At 56.9% G+C, this 15,134-nt stretch carries 13 protein-coding genes and 1 pseudogene; 6 read left to right on the top strand and 8 right to left on the bottom strand.

From position 1 onward, the window contains the following. The first annotated feature begins 397 nt into the window (after positions 1-397). The gene (locus ACR30Z_RS05695; RefSeq protein WP_434371510.1) at positions 398-2,485 is read left to right on the top strand and encodes a hypothetical protein; all 2,088 of its coding nucleotides are present in this window, start codon (positions 398-400) and stop codon (positions 2,483-2,485) included. Positions 2,486-2,963: 478 nt separating this feature from the next. Beyond that, positions 2,964-3,524, top strand: coding sequence for a toll/interleukin-1 receptor domain-containing protein (locus ACR30Z_RS05700; RefSeq protein ID WP_434371511.1), 561 nt, complete (start codon positions 2,964-2,966; stop codon positions 3,522-3,524). A gap of 321 nt (positions 3,525-3,845) precedes the next feature. Here the strand turns inward: ACR30Z_RS05700 and ACR30Z_RS05705 are convergent, their stop codons facing one another. The 3 genes and pseudogenes from ACR30Z_RS05705 to ACR30Z_RS05715 form a co-directional block, all read right to left on the bottom strand. Then, on the bottom strand, positions 3,846-4,139 hold the full coding sequence (locus ACR30Z_RS05705) for a hypothetical protein (RefSeq protein ID WP_434371512.1): 294 nt from the start codon (positions 4,137-4,139) through the stop codon (positions 3,846-3,848). A gap of 148 nt (positions 4,140-4,287) precedes the next feature. Beyond that, a pseudogene (locus tag ACR30Z_RS05710) lies at positions 4,288-4,449 on the bottom strand (IS3 family transposase); the annotation flags it as partial. A 214-nt stretch (positions 4,450-4,663) separates the two neighbouring features. Beyond that, positions 4,664-5,458 (bottom strand): hypothetical protein, encoded by a 795-nt coding sequence (locus tag ACR30Z_RS05715; protein WP_434371513.1) that lies wholly within the window; start codon positions 5,456-5,458, stop codon positions 4,664-4,666. 160 nt (positions 5,459-5,618) lie between these two features. On the opposite strand from ACR30Z_RS05715, the gene ACR30Z_RS05720 reads away from it, so the two are divergent. After that, positions 5,619-6,269, top strand: a complete 651-nt coding sequence (locus tag ACR30Z_RS05720; RefSeq protein WP_434371514.1) for a DUF6308 family protein — start codon at positions 5,619-5,621, stop codon at positions 6,267-6,269. 193 nt (positions 6,270-6,462) lie between these two features. Here the strand turns inward: ACR30Z_RS05720 and ACR30Z_RS05725 are convergent, their stop codons facing one another. The 3 genes from ACR30Z_RS05725 to ACR30Z_RS05735 all read right to left on the bottom strand — a co-directional run bounded on the left by ACR30Z_RS05725 (position 6,463) and on the right by ACR30Z_RS05735 (position 8,343). Continuing rightward, on the bottom strand, positions 6,463-7,707 hold the full coding sequence (locus ACR30Z_RS05725) for a flavin-containing monooxygenase (protein WP_434371515.1): 1,245 nt from the start codon (positions 7,705-7,707) through the stop codon (positions 6,463-6,465). A gap of 41 nt (positions 7,708-7,748) precedes the next feature. Further along, positions 7,749-7,904: a hypothetical protein gene (locus ACR30Z_RS05730; protein ID WP_434371516.1), complete on the bottom strand. Its 156-nt coding sequence runs from the start codon at positions 7,902-7,904 to the stop codon at positions 7,749-7,751. 94 nt (positions 7,905-7,998) lie between these two features. Next, positions 7,999-8,343 carry a hypothetical protein gene (locus ACR30Z_RS05735; RefSeq protein WP_434371517.1) on the bottom strand — a complete coding sequence of 115 codons (345 nt, stop codon included), beginning with the start codon at positions 8,341-8,343 and terminating at the stop codon, positions 7,999-8,001. A 63-nt stretch (positions 8,344-8,406) separates the two neighbouring features. Here ACR30Z_RS05735 and ACR30Z_RS05740 point away from each other — a divergent pair, with 63 nt between their 5' ends. Together ACR30Z_RS05740 and cspE are read left to right on the top strand one after the other, a co-directional pair. Beyond that, on the top strand, positions 8,407-9,030 hold the full coding sequence (locus ACR30Z_RS05740) for a hypothetical protein (protein WP_434371518.1): 624 nt from the start codon (positions 8,407-8,409) through the stop codon (positions 9,028-9,030). 257 nt (positions 9,031-9,287) lie between these two features. Next, complete coding sequence (cspE, locus tag ACR30Z_RS05745) at positions 9,288-9,491, top strand: transcription antiterminator/RNA stability regulator CspE (RefSeq protein WP_011773907.1); 204 nt, start codon at positions 9,288-9,290, stop codon at positions 9,489-9,491. A gap of 70 nt (positions 9,492-9,561) precedes the next feature. Here cspE and ACR30Z_RS05750 read toward each other — a convergent pair whose 3' ends face one another. Both ACR30Z_RS05750 and ACR30Z_RS05755 read right to left on the bottom strand, forming a co-directional pair. Further along, the gene (locus tag ACR30Z_RS05750) at positions 9,562-10,365 is read right to left on the bottom strand and encodes a hypothetical protein (RefSeq protein WP_434371519.1); all 804 of its coding nucleotides are present in this window, start codon (positions 10,363-10,365) and stop codon (positions 9,562-9,564) included. Between the two features lie 168 nt (positions 10,366-10,533). Further along, positions 10,534-11,133, bottom strand: coding sequence for an ABC transporter ATP-binding protein (locus tag ACR30Z_RS05755; protein ID WP_434371520.1), 600 nt, complete (start codon positions 11,131-11,133; stop codon positions 10,534-10,536). Between the two features lie 1,372 nt (positions 11,134-12,505). On the opposite strand from ACR30Z_RS05755, the gene ACR30Z_RS05760 reads away from it, so the two are divergent. Next, complete coding sequence (locus ACR30Z_RS05760; protein WP_434371521.1) at positions 12,506-15,064, top strand: LuxR C-terminal-related transcriptional regulator; 2,559 nt, start codon at positions 12,506-12,508, stop codon at positions 15,062-15,064. The last annotated feature ends 70 nt before the right edge of the window (positions 15,065-15,134 follow it).

A 15,134-nucleotide genomic window follows, 5' to 3' on the forward strand; every position in this document is an offset into this window, starting at 1 on the left:
GCTCTTGTGCTTCTTATCCGCTCGCGGATACTCCATGTCCTGTTTCTGCGAGACCTCCGGACGCGTTGCGGGCGACGACTCGCCCATCCCTCAAGGACGTCGCGCCCGCACTGGACAATCATCACGGTCGGTTTGACAACGATCGATGTGTGTCCTAGGCTTTGCGGTGTATTGATTGTTGTGGCCGGTTGATAGGGTTTACCAGACAATACTCGAACCAATCGAAGTTCTTGATTTGGTTAGAGCAACGTCGAATATCGAAATCTGTGACAATCCCATACTCCCTTGTGGCGCTCCCGATGAGCGTTTGGGGACATGATGGGTGTACTCGCCTCTGGCGGGCAACCCAATTTCTGGATCATGGTGATCCGGAAGGAGCCCGAGGAGGCCAAACCCAATGACCGCTAAAAATTATCATGCTGCTGCTGCTCGCGCCTGGCAGGAAGCCAACGTCGATGACGATGAATCTGGCTATGTAACTCCTTACCTTGCGGTAACCGAGACACTCCGAACACAGAATAGCAAGGCCCGTGGCGCGGCTTCGGAAATGTTGCAAGACGCATTTGGTCTGCACGCTTTTGATGCTGCTACCGTCGCCAGGTCGGCGGCTGATCTTACACAGCTACGCGAGGCTATCCGTTCACCTCGTATCCGTCGCTTCGGTCAATTCAAGATCACCTACATTGAATTCGATGTCGTCACCTGGCGCGTCCTTCCGTCGGTGGAGAACATTCGTTTCGAGGGCGAACGCGCCTGGAAGTCCGGGAAAGCGCTTCGTTATGGGCCGATGACGCCAGGAGAACCCGTACTAGGCTTGAGTTGGCCAGATCCTGACGAGCTTATCTCTTCGTTGACTCAGCAAACCCAGAAGATCTGGAACCAGAACCCGCACTCCAAATCGATACCATTCCGTGGAATCGAAACCCCAGGCCTCTTGGCCGTAGCTCGTCTGGCTTTGGGGGACGGTCCCAAGATCGGTGTACTCGATGCCACCGACGGTTTTAGCCGCACCGTTGGCGCCCAGCGGGGATCGGGCATTGGCATCTCCGATGTTCTGTTTGACCTCCAAGAAGACGCGGCGGAAAATCGCTTACGTCAAGAGCTGATCGGCCTTCGCGACTCGGGTGAGGCGGATCTCGACAGCGAAGCTGCTGCTGTATCTGCCGCCCGCCTGCGTTCCAGCATCATGCCCCGAGCGCAGGTTATCGTCGCCTACTCCAAAATAGGTACGCCTGAAAAGCAGCAACCAAGCTTCGATGAGGTGCGTCGTTCCCTTGTAGGCCACATACACCTTGAGCCACCACTTACGTTTGCTGACACCACCAAGTTTGCTTTGAAGTCCAGGATCGCTCTGGATGAGGTGCACGCCAAGGGCCTCCTTCCCAAATTGGAGGGTTTCTCAACCGAGCGAATCTTGAGCATATTGCAGGCGGAAACTACGCAAGGGGGCGACCTCCTGGCGGACGAGGATTCTACAGTGCCTCCATTGTTCGCTGACGAAGTTCTGGCTCTGGCTTTCGAAACGCTAGTAGCGCAAGGGAATCGCAGAAGGGTGTTGGCGGTAAATTCCGCGGTCTACGGACTTACTGGGAAACGGCCGAGCCGGGAGGAGCGAGCGGCCCTTGCCGCTGACGCTGCGTTACGTGCGAATTGGATTATCGCCGGCAAGGAAGAAGACACGGCCTTTAAAGGGCGTCGGTCGACGATGCAGAAGGTGCTTGCTACTACAACTCTTTCAGGTGCACGGCTCAGCCGTCGACCTATTCTAGATCTTGTGAATGATGCGGTCGAAAAGCTGCAAATCAGGAATCAGAATCTGGACGATGTCAGTCGCGAAATTTCCAGCGATGCAGCGGAACTGGGCGTACTGGGTTTGTATTGTCTCGTCGAAGGAGGCGTAAGCCCTCTCTTGATTCGGTCCACGGCTAAAGTGGGTGGAGAGTATCTTCCTGAACCGCAGCAAATCGTTGAGCGCATGGTTACATCAATCAGTGGTATCCAGCAGCTGGGTCAAGTCATACTAGACGTCAGGGCGGGTTTCGAGCCGCGGCTTCTAAAGAAAGGACAGAACGCATCGGATCGGTATCTGTCTGACAATCAGCTCCTGACTCGTGAGGACCTCTTTCGTTATAAGAAAGATGGCTGGGCATCGTCGACTGACCTCGAAGCCGGTCCTGAATCTCGGCTTTTGGCCTACCGGCAACGTCTTATTGACTCTGTTGAAGCTCTGCAGTCTACTTTTGCAGCTATTCAACGTATTGAGTCTGAGGAGAACGTCATCCTCGTGGATTCGCTTGGGTTGGATGTCGATACGGAGTTCAAGGTTCTCTCGGAGATTGTTACAGAGCTAGGAATTTGGACCCGACTCGCGAGCCGACGAAGTGGGGGTTCAGCTGTCGAGCGGTCGATCGACTCATCAGAGCTGTTGGAGGAGCTCGAAGATGATCTTGAGTATCAGGAATACGACAGCGACAAGCCTTATTAGATCAGGCATAGTATATGACGCGTCGATGAATCTAGGACTTCTCGGAGATTACCTCACGCACCCCCGGCCTAGCGCCGGGGGTGCGTGATTGCCGCGATCTCGAGGCAGCGGGAACAATGCCGCGATTCCCGCAAAACCGAGACTTGACTCGAATGGCTCGACACCATTCCTAACCGAGCATCTTGCCGCCCAGATTGGTGAACTTGACCACTCAATTACGAATGATGTCCTGTGAGTCGCGGGTCCTGGAGTGCAGCCCGCCTATTGGACCATGCCGTCGTTTGCTGTTTAGAGGTGACCGATGCTTGGATTTGAGATAAAAATTCTTCGATGAGAAGGCGTTGGGGTTCGAACTGTCTTTTTACAGCGGAAGTGTGGGCCTCGGGAATCCGACGGCCAGCGCGGGCATAAATCAAGGTCGATATACGCTCTGAACGTTCATTCGAATAATTAGAATAAGTAGAGAGAATATATACATATGAATCATATTGACATCAGTGAAATCAGTCGCAAAGGGCAAGGCCGAGAGATTGAGGGATCCATTTTGTGGCCGTCAGCGCGGCAAACGCTTGCCCGCGTTAGTCGTCGCCCAAAGCGAAGCATGTCAGCGCAAGACTTGCCGAAAGCAGGCTGGGATGTTTTCATCTCGCACGCTAGTGAGGACAAATCCGCGGTGGCGCGTCCCCTGCACTCATCACTTACTCGTCGTGGTGCCAAGGTCTGGCTTGACGAGGTGCAGCTGGGCATCGGTGATGGCCTCCGCCGCAGTATAGATGCAGGCATCGCGCAAAGTCGTTTTTCTGTCGTCGTAATCTCTCCTAGCTTTTTTACTAAGAGCTGGACTCAGCATGAACTCGATGGAATTTTGGCTAAGTCAATCGCCAACGAGCAGCAAATCCTGCCAATCTGGCATGACGTTTCGCTTGCTGAGGTCTTGAAGTTTAGCCCTAGCCTCGCCGATAAGGTGGCACGATCTACAAACGATCGCTCCATCAATCAGATAGCTGCAGAAATATTCGAGATAGTCCAAAAGCCGTAGCTTTGACGTCTTGGCGCTCGTGAGTCTAGATGACGGCGTGAACGCCTTATCCGCGGGGCGTTCCGGCGACGATTGAAACTGCGAGCGGGCAGGACTGGCGAGGCGTGGAGTTCCTCGGCAATCTGTCCACCTGACTGAACGTTGCCGATAATCAGTACTGCACCTTCTGGCAGTTGCTCCACATCGTGTCAGACATGGATTTGAGGTTACGTCAGCACTCCGAGAGCTTGGCGGCTATTGCAGCGAACTTGAGGATTTGGGTGCGCGCCGCCAGCGAGACTACATTGATGGCCTCTAAACTATGGAGCGATGACTTCAGGCTCAATCCGCCTTCTGTGGTGGCGACAGCCGAGTCATTCCGACACCGGTACGGACCGGATCGGCGAGTGGCTCCGCGTGGCACCTGAGGAGGTTGACCACAGCGTCGCGGGAGCTGCACGAATCCCAGCCGTCGTCGTGCGGCATACCGGAAGGGTAAGGACCACGTTCGGGGTGCATGTAGGCCAGCCGGTCCCCGAATGTGCCGCCCCAGCCAACCACTTCGTTCCAGAAACTGATGCTCGACGCCGAATTGCGCGAGCCAGTAGCCTGCCGTGAGGCCGGTCTGACCTGCACCGATGTTGACCGTAGGTGGGGTTGGTCCAAGGGTGGGACTGCCCCGGCTTTCGTTGACTCGGGGTCTTAGGCCGTTGTGAGCGCGGTCCGGTTGATTGTTTCATATTCAATGGGCGTGAGCTTTCCCAGCCGTCGCTGCCGACGCCGGCTTCGACAGCTCCCGCATTTCGGCCGAATCACCGCTTGCCGGGGCGGCTCCGGATACCTTACGTTCGGCAATGGCAATCCACCGCTTGAGTGTCGTGACCGACAGCCCGAAATCCTTCGCAATCTGCGCCAGCGGCGCTTCGCCCTTGCGGGCCACATCAATAACACCTCATCCTGGGCGGAACTCCGCCCCATAACCCGTGGGCATGGTCAACATCCTTCCACGAGCACAGGCTCGCTAGGTCAAGGAGTCAACAAACCCCGGGGCAGTCCCAATCCCCGACATGCAGGCCCCGCTGTGTGCAGGGGGCGGTTCTGGGGAGAATCTAGGTGCTGTGAAAAGTCCTCGCAGGAATCTGAGGCCAAGAGTCGCTCGCTTAAGGCGCAGCTTCAGCGTTCGCGATGTCGTCCGCTACTTTACGGTGACTAGGCTTCGTCAGTTCCAAACTAGCTAGATGCTTCTGAAGCCGCTTAGACATTGGAAGAAATGTGCCCAGAGTGAGGCCCCCAGAGAACAGCGCACCGACCACGGGGATCGCTTTCGCCACCCCGCTCGCGAAAAGCTTCTTAGTCATCCCTATCCCAAGGTAACTGGCGACTTTCTTTACGATTGGATAAATGACACCCTTGGTGAGTGCTTGCTGCGGTAGCTTCTTAGCTAAATTAGCTGAGACCATGGCAGCGACTTTTGTCACGCCACTCTGGGCGATTTGCACGCCGAACATCACACCGACGAAGAGAATCAGCACGTTCTCGGTTGCCTCGTCTACGTCTTGATCTTCGTCTGCAAACAAATCCGGCCAGCTATAGATGTATGCGAGCTTCTGGGCAATCCGGAGCATATGGCCCATATATTGGGCGAGGTCGGCCGGCACTGTCCCGACCATCGCAAATCCGCCGGGGATGCCGGCCAAAGCAGACAATCCAGTAACCTTGCTCGTCTCGTACTTGATGGAGGCGTTCGCCACGTCACTGATGACTTTCAGCGGGATGCCCGCTGCCGCAGGGCTCTTGGCGATTGCTGTCTCGATCTGCTCCTCCGTGCAGTAGCGCTTGAGCGCTGTTCGGAGGTAGGCGGCCCTGCTGATTCTCACGCCTGGAAGCTTGGCCGCAGCCTCCAGGACTTGAGTGAAATTCGATCCAGCGTTTTCAATCTCACGTGTTTCTGCCATGTCTAGATCGTATAGGCGGAGTTCTACCTACATCGTTTTCTGCGATTTGTGTCAGTTTAAGATCGCCGGTCTTTATAAGCTCGCACAGTTCATGGAGACACGGTAGCTTGGGTTTCGTTCGCGGCCGTGCGCGAAGATGCACCTTACTTAGGATGGATCTATGGCTCAGTACTTGCATGTAGGAGGCGAGCGCATTGCTTTCGACAAAGCGGTGGCTTTCGCGTCTAGATACCTCAACGACGCAAGAGGACTCTGGGCTTACCCTGCCTATGACTCATATCCGGGCCATCCTGGCATCGATCTCGGCCGCGCAGACCTGCTGGCAGTGGCCCTCTTGCATGCTCATCAGAAGCCTGTTTCTACCTACTACAGCATGGAGGCCTTACTTCAGGTTTTGAATGCCAGGTTGGCAGACCCTGCGATCAGGGGAACATTGGCCAATGCCGGACCGGCCACTATGGACGCCTTGGCCGACCTGTTTGGAGTCCTTGAGGAGTACAAACCGAGACAGGTGGGCCTCACAAAGCTCACCAAAGTTCTTCACCGTAAAAGACCAGAGTTGATCCCGCTGTATGACGAGAACATACGAGTTTGCTACATGCGCAGTGGGGTGATTCCACGGGCTAAAAACCGTAGTTGGAAAGAGTTTTCACTACTTTTGCTCTCTGCGATGCAACGTGATCTGGTTAATCAGATGGACGGTTGGCGAGAAATTGCCGCTTTAGCTCATAGTCCTGCTATTACGCCTTTACGGGCGCTGGACATTATTGGCTGGCACCTTGGGGGACAAACGGCCAATGAAGAATCTTGAATGACTACCCAGAGCGTAGGGTGGGCATCTGGACTCTGGACCGACACATGCCGCAATACTCCGCGCGTCGGCCACGATTCGAATCAGCCTGCAGCATGTAGCGGGGAGTTCTTGTGAGCTAAGGTGCCTCCTCAGTTCATGTGTAGGATTCGGGATGCTGCCCACGGCCTTCTTCTGACTGAGAGCCTGGCGTTCATCGGCCTGAGATTCGCTCAGCGATATATCTGGCATCCAAGCTCACACCACCGACTATCGCCGAGTAGTGCCGGGTAAGCCATGGCAGACCCACCACGTAGATGCCAGGAACCTCTGTAACTCCTCGATCGTGCTTCGGGTAGCCCCATTCATCGACCAGAGGTATGTCGACCAACCCGAAGTCGAGTTTGTACCCGCTGGCCCATATGACCGACGTGACATTTGCATCTGCCAGATCCAGTTTCGCCGACCCTGATGGGAGCCAGCCATCGGCCGGTACGGGTTCCTGCTCGGGCGCATCAATGCGCGCCGCCGCGATATACGCATCAATCGCCTTGCTTGATCGCTGTCCAAACACGGACTCAACTGCCGCCAGACGTTCGGGGAGGTCATCGCTGAAGGTTATGTCGCCGTCGTCGATTGATTCCAGGTGACCGTGCAGGTGCATGCCGCGGCGGCCCAGCTCGCGGAGGTGAATGGCATGCCCGCCGTCGGTACCGGAGAGCAGGGGGTTTGGTGCGAAACGCGCCGCGGGGGAAGGGAGCGCCTCCGTAGTGAGGGCGTTGACGCCGAAGTCGGGGCCGTGTTTGCCGGTTTCGAGCATCCAGTAGATGAGGTCCTGGCCGCGGTATCTGCGGGGCGCTTCAGGGACGATTGAAACTGCGAGGTGGACTTCGCGGCCGGCGGCGTGGAGTTCCTCGGCGATCTGCCCGCCTGACTGGCCGGTGCCGACGATGAGCACGGAGCCGTCGGGCAGCTGACTGGGATTGCGGTAGTCGTTCGTGTGAAGTTGAGCGATGTCTTTGGGAACCATGGCGGCCAAGGCAGGGATCTTGGGGATCTGGTACGCACCGGTCGCGAGGACCACGTTCTTGGCCCGCAGATTTCCAGCAGAGGTCTCAAGATTGATGGCGCCGTCCGACGCGGGGGATAGCCGAGTCGCATCGACGCCCGTATGGACCGGAGCGGCGATCAGCTCTGCATAGCGCCTGAAGAGGTTCACCACAGCGTCGCGGGAAATGAACGCGTCCCGGTCGTCGCCGTCGTACGGCATTCCAGGGAGATCCAGCGAAAGGTTGGGCGTATTCATGTAGAAGCCGTCCCAACGATCCTGAAAAGCGCCACCCAAAGTGTCGCGCCGCTCCAGGAGCTGATGCTCCACGCCGAACTGCGTGAGCCAATAACTCGTCGTGAGGCCGGCTTGGCCTGCGCCGATGATGACCGTATCCGGGGTCGGTCCCATGAGGTGGAGTTTACGTCTGAGGGCGCCTGTGGGGGATGGGTTCAGCTGTCTGCTGCCTCGAAGAACGCGGCGAGTTCGAGGTCTGTTGGCTCTCGTATTTCCACGGGAGTTATTGCCGGGCTTGGCGGCAGGAAGTCATTTATGGACATTTGGCCCTCGAGGTGAGGGATGGCTTGTAACGCTGCGTCGTCTGGCATGAGCCACTCCTGATCTTGGTGTTGAAGCAACCATATTTCGATGGAGCCTCAACGCTCGGGAGGCAGCGCCTGCTGGAGGTACCCATGGCCACCCTCAGGCTCGGCGGCTTTGCTTCGGATTCCGGCCGCTCCACACTCCGGACTCGAAGAATTCAAGCAGGACCGTCTCGCCGCCATCTGAAATCCGGATCTCCCGCCCCAAAGCAACAAAGAGTGGCCGAAAGCCCTTCATCCGTGCCATGTGGTTAGCAACCTCCAGTGGCCCCCTGTCGTTTGGAGTGAGAGGTTCGCCCGCCAGGAGCCGTGCTACGGCGCCTTCGCAGCCGGCCATCTGCATGATGACCCGGAGCTCAAAATCCCGAAGTACGTGAGGTTCCCAGATGCTCTTCAGCTGTAGCGGACCGAACGTGGCCTCGCTGGCCCGCTGCTCCCTGGTCATGCCCTCGCTCCTTGTCGCCTGACGTGTGTCTCCGTTTGTATACGTGAGCCGTCTGGGAGGTTCGTGACGCGCATCCCCGTCATGCCGCCGTCGTTCGCGTCACTCACCTATGGGCAGGCACCTGCCCAGCAGATTGACGACGAAAGGTTGCATATGGATTTCTGGGCCGATCTAGGAGAGCTCATTGGGGCAGTCGCTGCGTGCGTGACACTGATCTTCGTGGTGAGAGCAACGCGGCACTCAGGCCAAGCGGTGCAGGATGCTCAACGGATGTTGGAGTTGGAAGGTGATCGCGACGAGCGTGCTGTCGCGTTGGAGGAGCGCCGACAGGCATCACAGCTGGCGTTCTGGCCAGTCAGGGGTGAGGTGGACGGAACCTTCCAATGGGGAATTGAACTGCTGAATTCAAGCGACGCTCCCGTCTTTTCAATGGAGCTCCGAAGGCCGGAAGGCAAGAGTGGCAACGGAACTCTGATCCCCGAGATTCGAGCGGCTGCCAAGATCCTTCCCCCAGGCCGTTACTTCTTTAGTGAACGAAAGCACTGGCCCGTTCACGTCGAATCACAGCGGGTGCTGGAACCGATCCCAGGGAACACGGACTACATGCCATCAGTCCGCTTCAAAGACAGCGACGGCAGGGAATGGAGCAGAGGCTCAAGCGGGAGACTGGAGCAACTGGTCGGCTGACGGGCGGCAAATTCCGCGTGCTCCGAGAGCCCGGTCTTCACGCTGGATTTAGGCACCGGATGGATAAATGTTTCCCTGCACTAGCTATCTGCTCAGAACTCTGTAGACTTGACGGTGTTGTTGTGTTTGGCATTTGGTAGTTCAGGCAGTCCCCACGGTCCCTCTGGATCGTGACCTTCTGAAGTAACGGTGGAGAACACCCCACACCGGAGACCCGAAAGTCGGGACAATCTCCACCTTCAGTAAGGACTGAAAAAATGGCTACAGGTACCGTGAAATGGTTCAACTCCGAAAAGGGCTTCGGCTTCATCTCTCCTGAAGATGGCAGCCAGGACGTTTTCGCTCACTACTCTGCGATCAACTCCTCGGGCTACCGCTCCCTCGAAGAGAACCAGAAGGTTTCCTTCGACGTCGAGCAGGGCCCCAAGGGTCCCCAGGCAGTAAACATCCAGGCTATCTAGTCTTCGGATAACTAAGAAGCAGGGCCGGTCACTGACCGGCCCTGCTTTTTTGTCTGTCCTCAGCAGACGGTTAGACGAATTTCGTCATCCGTGACCAGATAGCCACGGACACCAGGGCAACGAAGAACAAGCCCCCGGCCATGAGGGTCACGCCGATTTCGACCTGTACCGGAAATGGCGGGCGTGGACTGAACCCACCCCAGTAGTTGAAGACGCCCTCTCCGGCGGCCGTAAGAATATTTCGTGGATCGTAGGGCCCGGCAAAAGGTGCCACCATAAGGAGCCCGCCAGCGGCCAAGCTCGGTATCAGCATGCTTCTAGCCACCAATCCGACAAACAGACCTAGTAGTCCGAACATGATTGCCGTAGAAGCGCTGAACGCAATTTGGACGGAAGGGCTTCCAACGGCCTGTGCTGCCACAGGGTAAAGCAAACTGCGATCGACAGCAGGTAGAAAGGTGGCTCTGAGGATTGGCGCCGCAGCAAGGCTCAACGTCGCTGCGATCAGGACCGCAGCCACGGAAACGGCTACGACAGTAGCCGCCTTAGCAACGACGTACGACGCAGCGCCTTGCATTACTACCCGGTCCTTCAAAATCCGACGGCGAGCATCGCCGGCCGCCACTCCGCACCCGTAGATGAAGAAGAGCAGCGGGATGGCCAAAAAAGTGATCATCTCCAGCCCAGTACCGACTGCATTTGTTCCTTCGAGGGCTTGGACAGCAAAGTGGGCCCTTTCGTAGTCATAACGCAGTGGATTGTCCACCAGCTTCTGACCATCCTGGACCGCCAGGCCGATGGGCTGCTCCATGGCCTGAGCCAGGGACACTCCATTTGCTGATGCTTGCGCCTCCGTTGTCTGAAGGCGAGTCATGCTGGCGGCTACATTGCTGACGCTCCCGGTGAATGCGAATACGAGAGCCAACACGAGCCCCATGAAGGGAAGCAAAAGCACTCTACCCCAGAGCTGATATCTCAATTCGGTTCGTATGGAACGGAGTAAGTTATCGATCAAAATAGTCGCCTTTGAAAAGCTGCTTGTCTAGATTTCGATGAATCTTGCCATGCCGTATGGTGAACTCACACGAGGCAACGTTCCGGTAGAACGCGAATTCGTGATCAGAGATAAGAACACAGGTCGTGTCTGAGGTAAGTTCCAGCAATTCCAGCAAGCTCTTCCTGCCGGTACTGTCCAGCCCGGATAGCGGCTCATCCAGCAAAATGCACGGTTTCCGTGCTGCGAAGGCAGCTGCCAGTTTGATCTTTTCCGTTGTCCTAGAGAGTACGTTGCCGACCGTTTCAAAAGTAGCTCTGGCGCAACGAACTTCTTGACGTTGTAATCTCCCGGTATCTGATGTGCCGGCATATCCAGTAGGGCGCTCAGATTCTGCAATCCGGTGAGACTCCCATGCAAGGTGGAGTCATCAAAAGCTGCCGCGACGTTATTGGTCAAGGAATCATTGTGCCAAAGAACGCTCCCTTGATGCCGTTCCAGCCCCGCTAGACACTTGAGGAGAGTGGTTTTACCGTCCCCATTTTCTCCGCGAAGTATATGTATGCCGGTCGAAGGAATAGTAAGGGACGCCTTGCGGAATACGTTCTTGCGCCCGTACCGTTTGGAAAGATCTATTATGCGTAGCATGAGTCCTCGTGGATTGAGGTGGCCGGCCTTTAGAGGCCAGCCCCTATGGCTCAACAGCTAGTTGACTACCCCTGCCACGCATTCCAAGCACCGTCGCCATACACATTTGCACTTTGGACGATGGTTGAGTGGTAAACGTTGACATTGCCCCAAGGGGTCGGAGTGCCAACCCCCGCATCGGTCAGTGCTCTATAGGAGTGTTGCCAGTCACTCGCATAACTTCGATTAATTCCAAGTGCCTGGACCGTGTTGAACCCAAAAGCGCCAACGCGTTGATAGCCGTAACTACTTGTCACTCGGCTCCAGTCATAGTAGAAATCCACGTTTTCCTCCGTGAAGAGGACCCAATTTCCCGCGTACAGGCTGGCGCGGCGAGATCCGACAGCTGTTGTTGAGTATGTCGGTTCACCTTTCTTTGTCTTTGAGTGTCTGCGTGCTGTCGGGCTCATTGGCCGCATGGGCCGGAGTCGCTAGAGTTGCGATGAATGCTGACAGAACTACAGCTGTGATGCTGCTGCGAATTTTCATGATCGTGTTTCACTTTCACTATTGCGGCTACGGTTGCGTAAGTCGTTCGGGTGATTGAGGAATACTCTCAACGCAAGAATTGGATTTGTCAAGCTCTGCTATTGGACCCTTTTGGAGTGACGTCGATAATCCATGGGTGTTTCACGATAAATCACCCCTCTCTCAACTCGTCCACCACCTAGACGAAAGTCTCCCACTACCTATTTTGGCCAAAATCACCACCTAGATGGCCCCCGAAACATCTGTGCTAGGACGTTTTACCACCTAGTTCCTATTTCTCCTTCTACCTGAAGAGAGCCGCAAAGCGAGCATCGATAAAAATAGAAGTTAGGCCGAATGTTCGATTCTCAGGTTTCGGCGATTCGGGGACGTCGGTCCGAGCGCTATGCGATGCCTCGGTAGGTGTACCGGGCAGCGCCCACTCGAAGGGCTTCGGGTTCATCCTCCTTGCGGGTGGCAGTCAGGGCCGGTCGCTGAGCGGCCCTGCTTTTTGTCCGCCCTGTCATCGAAGATAGATTCTATTGCGGTGTGAAGTCATAGAACACATATCCACATAGCGAATTACACCAGTGTAATTCGCTTCCCGTGGCCTCTAGCGTGAAGAGCAAGCAACCACCACGGCAGGGGTCCTGATGAACAACTCGAGCACCTATCCAAACGACGAAGAACAAGCCCTCCACCACCTAGACGACGATCGCCATCACCTACTTTTGCCAAAATCACCACCTAGAAGGCCCAAAAAACGTCTGTGCAAGGCAGTTTTTCCACCTAGTCCCAATTTCTCGAACTAGCCTGCGAAGTGAGCCGCATGTCGGGCGTCCAGAGAAACAGAAGGTTGGGTCGAGTGTTCGATTCAGAGGTTCAGCGAATCCTCGACTTCGTTGCAGGCGGCATCGGAGTACGTGTGGTCGGTGCGCCGGGGAGCGGTAAGTCGTCCGTTGTCCGCGCCGTCATGGCCAGTCTTGAGAAGACCGGTGTTGCCGTGCACTTCATCAGCGGCCTCCGTACGCACCGCACCATCCCGTACTCGGCCATCAAAGGCCTCGGGTTGGATATGAGGCCTGGTCGCAGCGGCGTCTTCGACATCGCGGACGTATTCTCGAGCCAGCTGGCCATGTCCGGGAAACACTTGCTGGTAGTTGACGACCTCCACCTCGTCGACAATGAGTCGCTGGCTGTCCTGGAGACCGTGAGGCGGAGGTCCGATTGTCCAATGGTGGCCACGGCCCCCGAAACATGGGCATTCTCAAGAGGTCAGCTTGCCGTCCTCAACAACGGACGTGAAGCCCATCTGCAACTCAATCCGCTGCACTATGAGCAGGTTCACGTCCTCATCGCCCAAGTTCTAGGTGCCCCACCAAATGCGGACACGACGGCCCGCATACTGACCAAGTCGGCCGGCAACCCGCGGCTCATAGTCCGAATCGCAGAGACAGCCTCGCTCAGCAACCTCCTGGTAATGCAGGACAACCACTGGGGCATGGCCACCAACACGTTGTGGAACGAGCACCTGCGAGGCACCCTCGAGGCACTGCTTGCCGAGCTCAACGTCGAAGATTTCACGGCGCTGCAGACGATGGCGATCCTCGGCACAGCCCGGGTGGACGTGCTGCAAAAAGTGATTCCCTCCGACGCACTGGAGAGTCTTGAGCGACGGGGATTTCTTTCCGTTCTGGACGACCACCACAGAGGCTCAGTAGCTGTCATCACGCCACCAGTCATAGCGGACTACTTCCGTGAAAACGAAAAGCTCAGGGACCGGAAGTTGCTCCGCAGCAAGATCGCTGGATTGCTTGAGACGGTTCCGCAGATGCCACAAAGGAACAGCACCCCTGCAGATCGCCTCTCCTCAGTGCTGGCCATGCTGCGGCAGGAGAAGGGCGGCGACGACGCCATCAGTGCCCGCCACTTTCACGAGCACAGCGCCGACCGCGAACGCATACGCTTCGAGCGTTGGGAAGCTCACAAATCGGCGGCCAATGCTGCGGCCCTCCTCCGGATCTATTGGGGTGCGCCTGTAGACTTTCGGCGCGCCAGCCGCGTCTGTTCGGAAACGAGAACTTACGACGCCGACCCCAGCGATCTTCTGTTTGTCACCATCACCAAGGCCATGCTTGCGATCAATGCAGGACAGGGACCGGCTGCCGCCGTCGAAATTCTTCAAAGGCTCGCGGACGATATCCCGCAGCTCTCGACGGAAGCCGAAGATGCCATCACCTTCTTGAGTGCTTCCCACGGTCGGGTCCCAACGGACGCGCAAACCTGCCTCGGGGCGCCTGATGAGCAGCCATCCGGGATGAGAAGCCTGGTGCGGGGCCTGCTTGAGCTCTACCGCTTTCGACCGTCCGCGGCGCTCGAAGCCGTTGACGGCGAAGACGAGGATGATGCCTTCCCGCACCTGCGCCCGTTCATCCGAGGATTCGCAATGTTTGCCGAGGGCCGCATCGACGAGTCTCTGGTGTTCGCCTTGGAATGGCGCGCCGAAGCCCGGAAGAACCTCGACCATTTCGGTGTGGTGACCAGCAGCTACATTGCAGCACACGGATTGCTCTACCGCGGGCACTTCGAAGAGGTGGAATACCTCATGAGCAGCGTCTTCGCGATGGGTCGTCCCGGGTTCGTGGTCGACTCGCTTTACGATGCCATGCTGCGGCTCGCCGGGCTTCGGCATGCGGCGGCCGTTATTCCGCCGGCGTTGTCCATAGCAGCGCAAGCACGGACGGAAGTACCTGACGTCGGGCCATTGCCAGGCATCGGGAAGGGAGCCTACGAACTCGTCGCCCACAACAGCGCCCAACCTTCTACGTTCGACCGCAAGGCCACGAATCTCATCAGGCGGCAACTGAAGACCGGGTACGTCCTTGAGGCAATGATGACTGCCCTCCTCTGTACGTGCATTTGCCCGAGCCGTACGGTCCTGGACCTTCTGCAAAAGATTCTGCGGGACAGCGGAGTCACGGTTCACGACCAGCTGATTGGCATCGCCAACGCCGTAGTGGAAGGTGACCGTAAGCTGCTTGGCTTGCTCTTGAAGCACTATGAGCCCGACCCGGACACCTACCAGGTGGGCATGCTGCTCAGGGGTGCCCTCAAACGCCACGTCATCGAGGGCGATGCCGCCGCCGCAGATGCCATGGCACAAGCATCGGCGATGTTCGCTGACAGATTCCCTTCCGCAAACGAGCAGCTCTCCTTCAACTCGTTCAGAACTACGCCACTCACGGATAGAGAAACAGAGGTGGCCGTGATGGCCGGGCATCGCAGCAATGTTGAGATCGCGGAGTATTTGGGCATCAGCACCAGAACGGTTGAGAACCATATTTCCAACGCGCTTCGAAAGACCGGCGCAACGTCTCGCAACGGTCTTTTCCTGCTGGTGGGGAATTCACTTCCGCCCCGCTAAGCCGGGATAGGCTGAAACCACTTCCTTAAGCCGGTCTCGGGAGCGAACTATGAGCCCGGCCCCACAGCTT

Origin of the sequence: Paenarthrobacter sp. FR1 (genome assembly GCF_051106045.1) — a bacterium.
Taxonomy (GTDB): Bacteria; Actinomycetota; Actinomycetes; order Actinomycetales; family Micrococcaceae; genus Arthrobacter; species Arthrobacter nitroguajacolicus_A.

Excerpts from the sequence above, each read along its gene's own strand:
- ACR30Z_RS05725 (WP_434371515.1), bottom strand. The coding sequence starts at position 7,707 with ATGGGACCGACCCCGGATACGGTCATCATCGGCGCAGGCCAAGCCGGC.
- ACR30Z_RS05755 (WP_434371520.1), bottom strand. The coding sequence starts at position 11,133 with ATGCTACGCATAATAGATCTTTCCAAACGGTACGGGCGCAAGAACGTA.
- ACR30Z_RS05715 (WP_434371513.1), bottom strand. The coding sequence starts at position 5,458 with ATGGCAGAAACACGTGAGATTGAAAACGCTGGATCGAATTTCACTCAA.
- ACR30Z_RS05735 (WP_434371517.1), bottom strand. The coding sequence starts at position 8,343 with ATGACCAGGGAGCAGCGGGCCAGCGAGGCCACGTTCGGTCCGCTACAG.
- ACR30Z_RS05730 (WP_434371516.1), bottom strand. The coding sequence starts at position 7,904 with ATGCCAGACGACGCAGCGTTACAAGCCATCCCTCACCTCGAGGGCCAA.
- ACR30Z_RS05695 (WP_434371510.1), top strand. The coding sequence starts at position 398 with ATGACCGCTAAAAATTATCATGCTGCTGCTGCTCGCGCCTGGCAGGAA.
- ACR30Z_RS05750 (WP_434371519.1), bottom strand. The coding sequence starts at position 10,365 with ATGACTCGCCTTCAGACAACGGAGGCGCAAGCATCAGCAAATGGAGTG.
- cspE (WP_011773907.1), top strand. The coding sequence starts at position 9,288 with ATGGCTACAGGTACCGTGAAATGGTTCAACTCCGAAAAGGGCTTCGGC.
- ACR30Z_RS05720 (WP_434371514.1), top strand. The coding sequence starts at position 5,619 with ATGGCTCAGTACTTGCATGTAGGAGGCGAGCGCATTGCTTTCGACAAA.
- ACR30Z_RS05700 (WP_434371511.1), top strand. The coding sequence starts at position 2,964 with ATGAATCATATTGACATCAGTGAAATCAGTCGCAAAGGGCAAGGCCGA.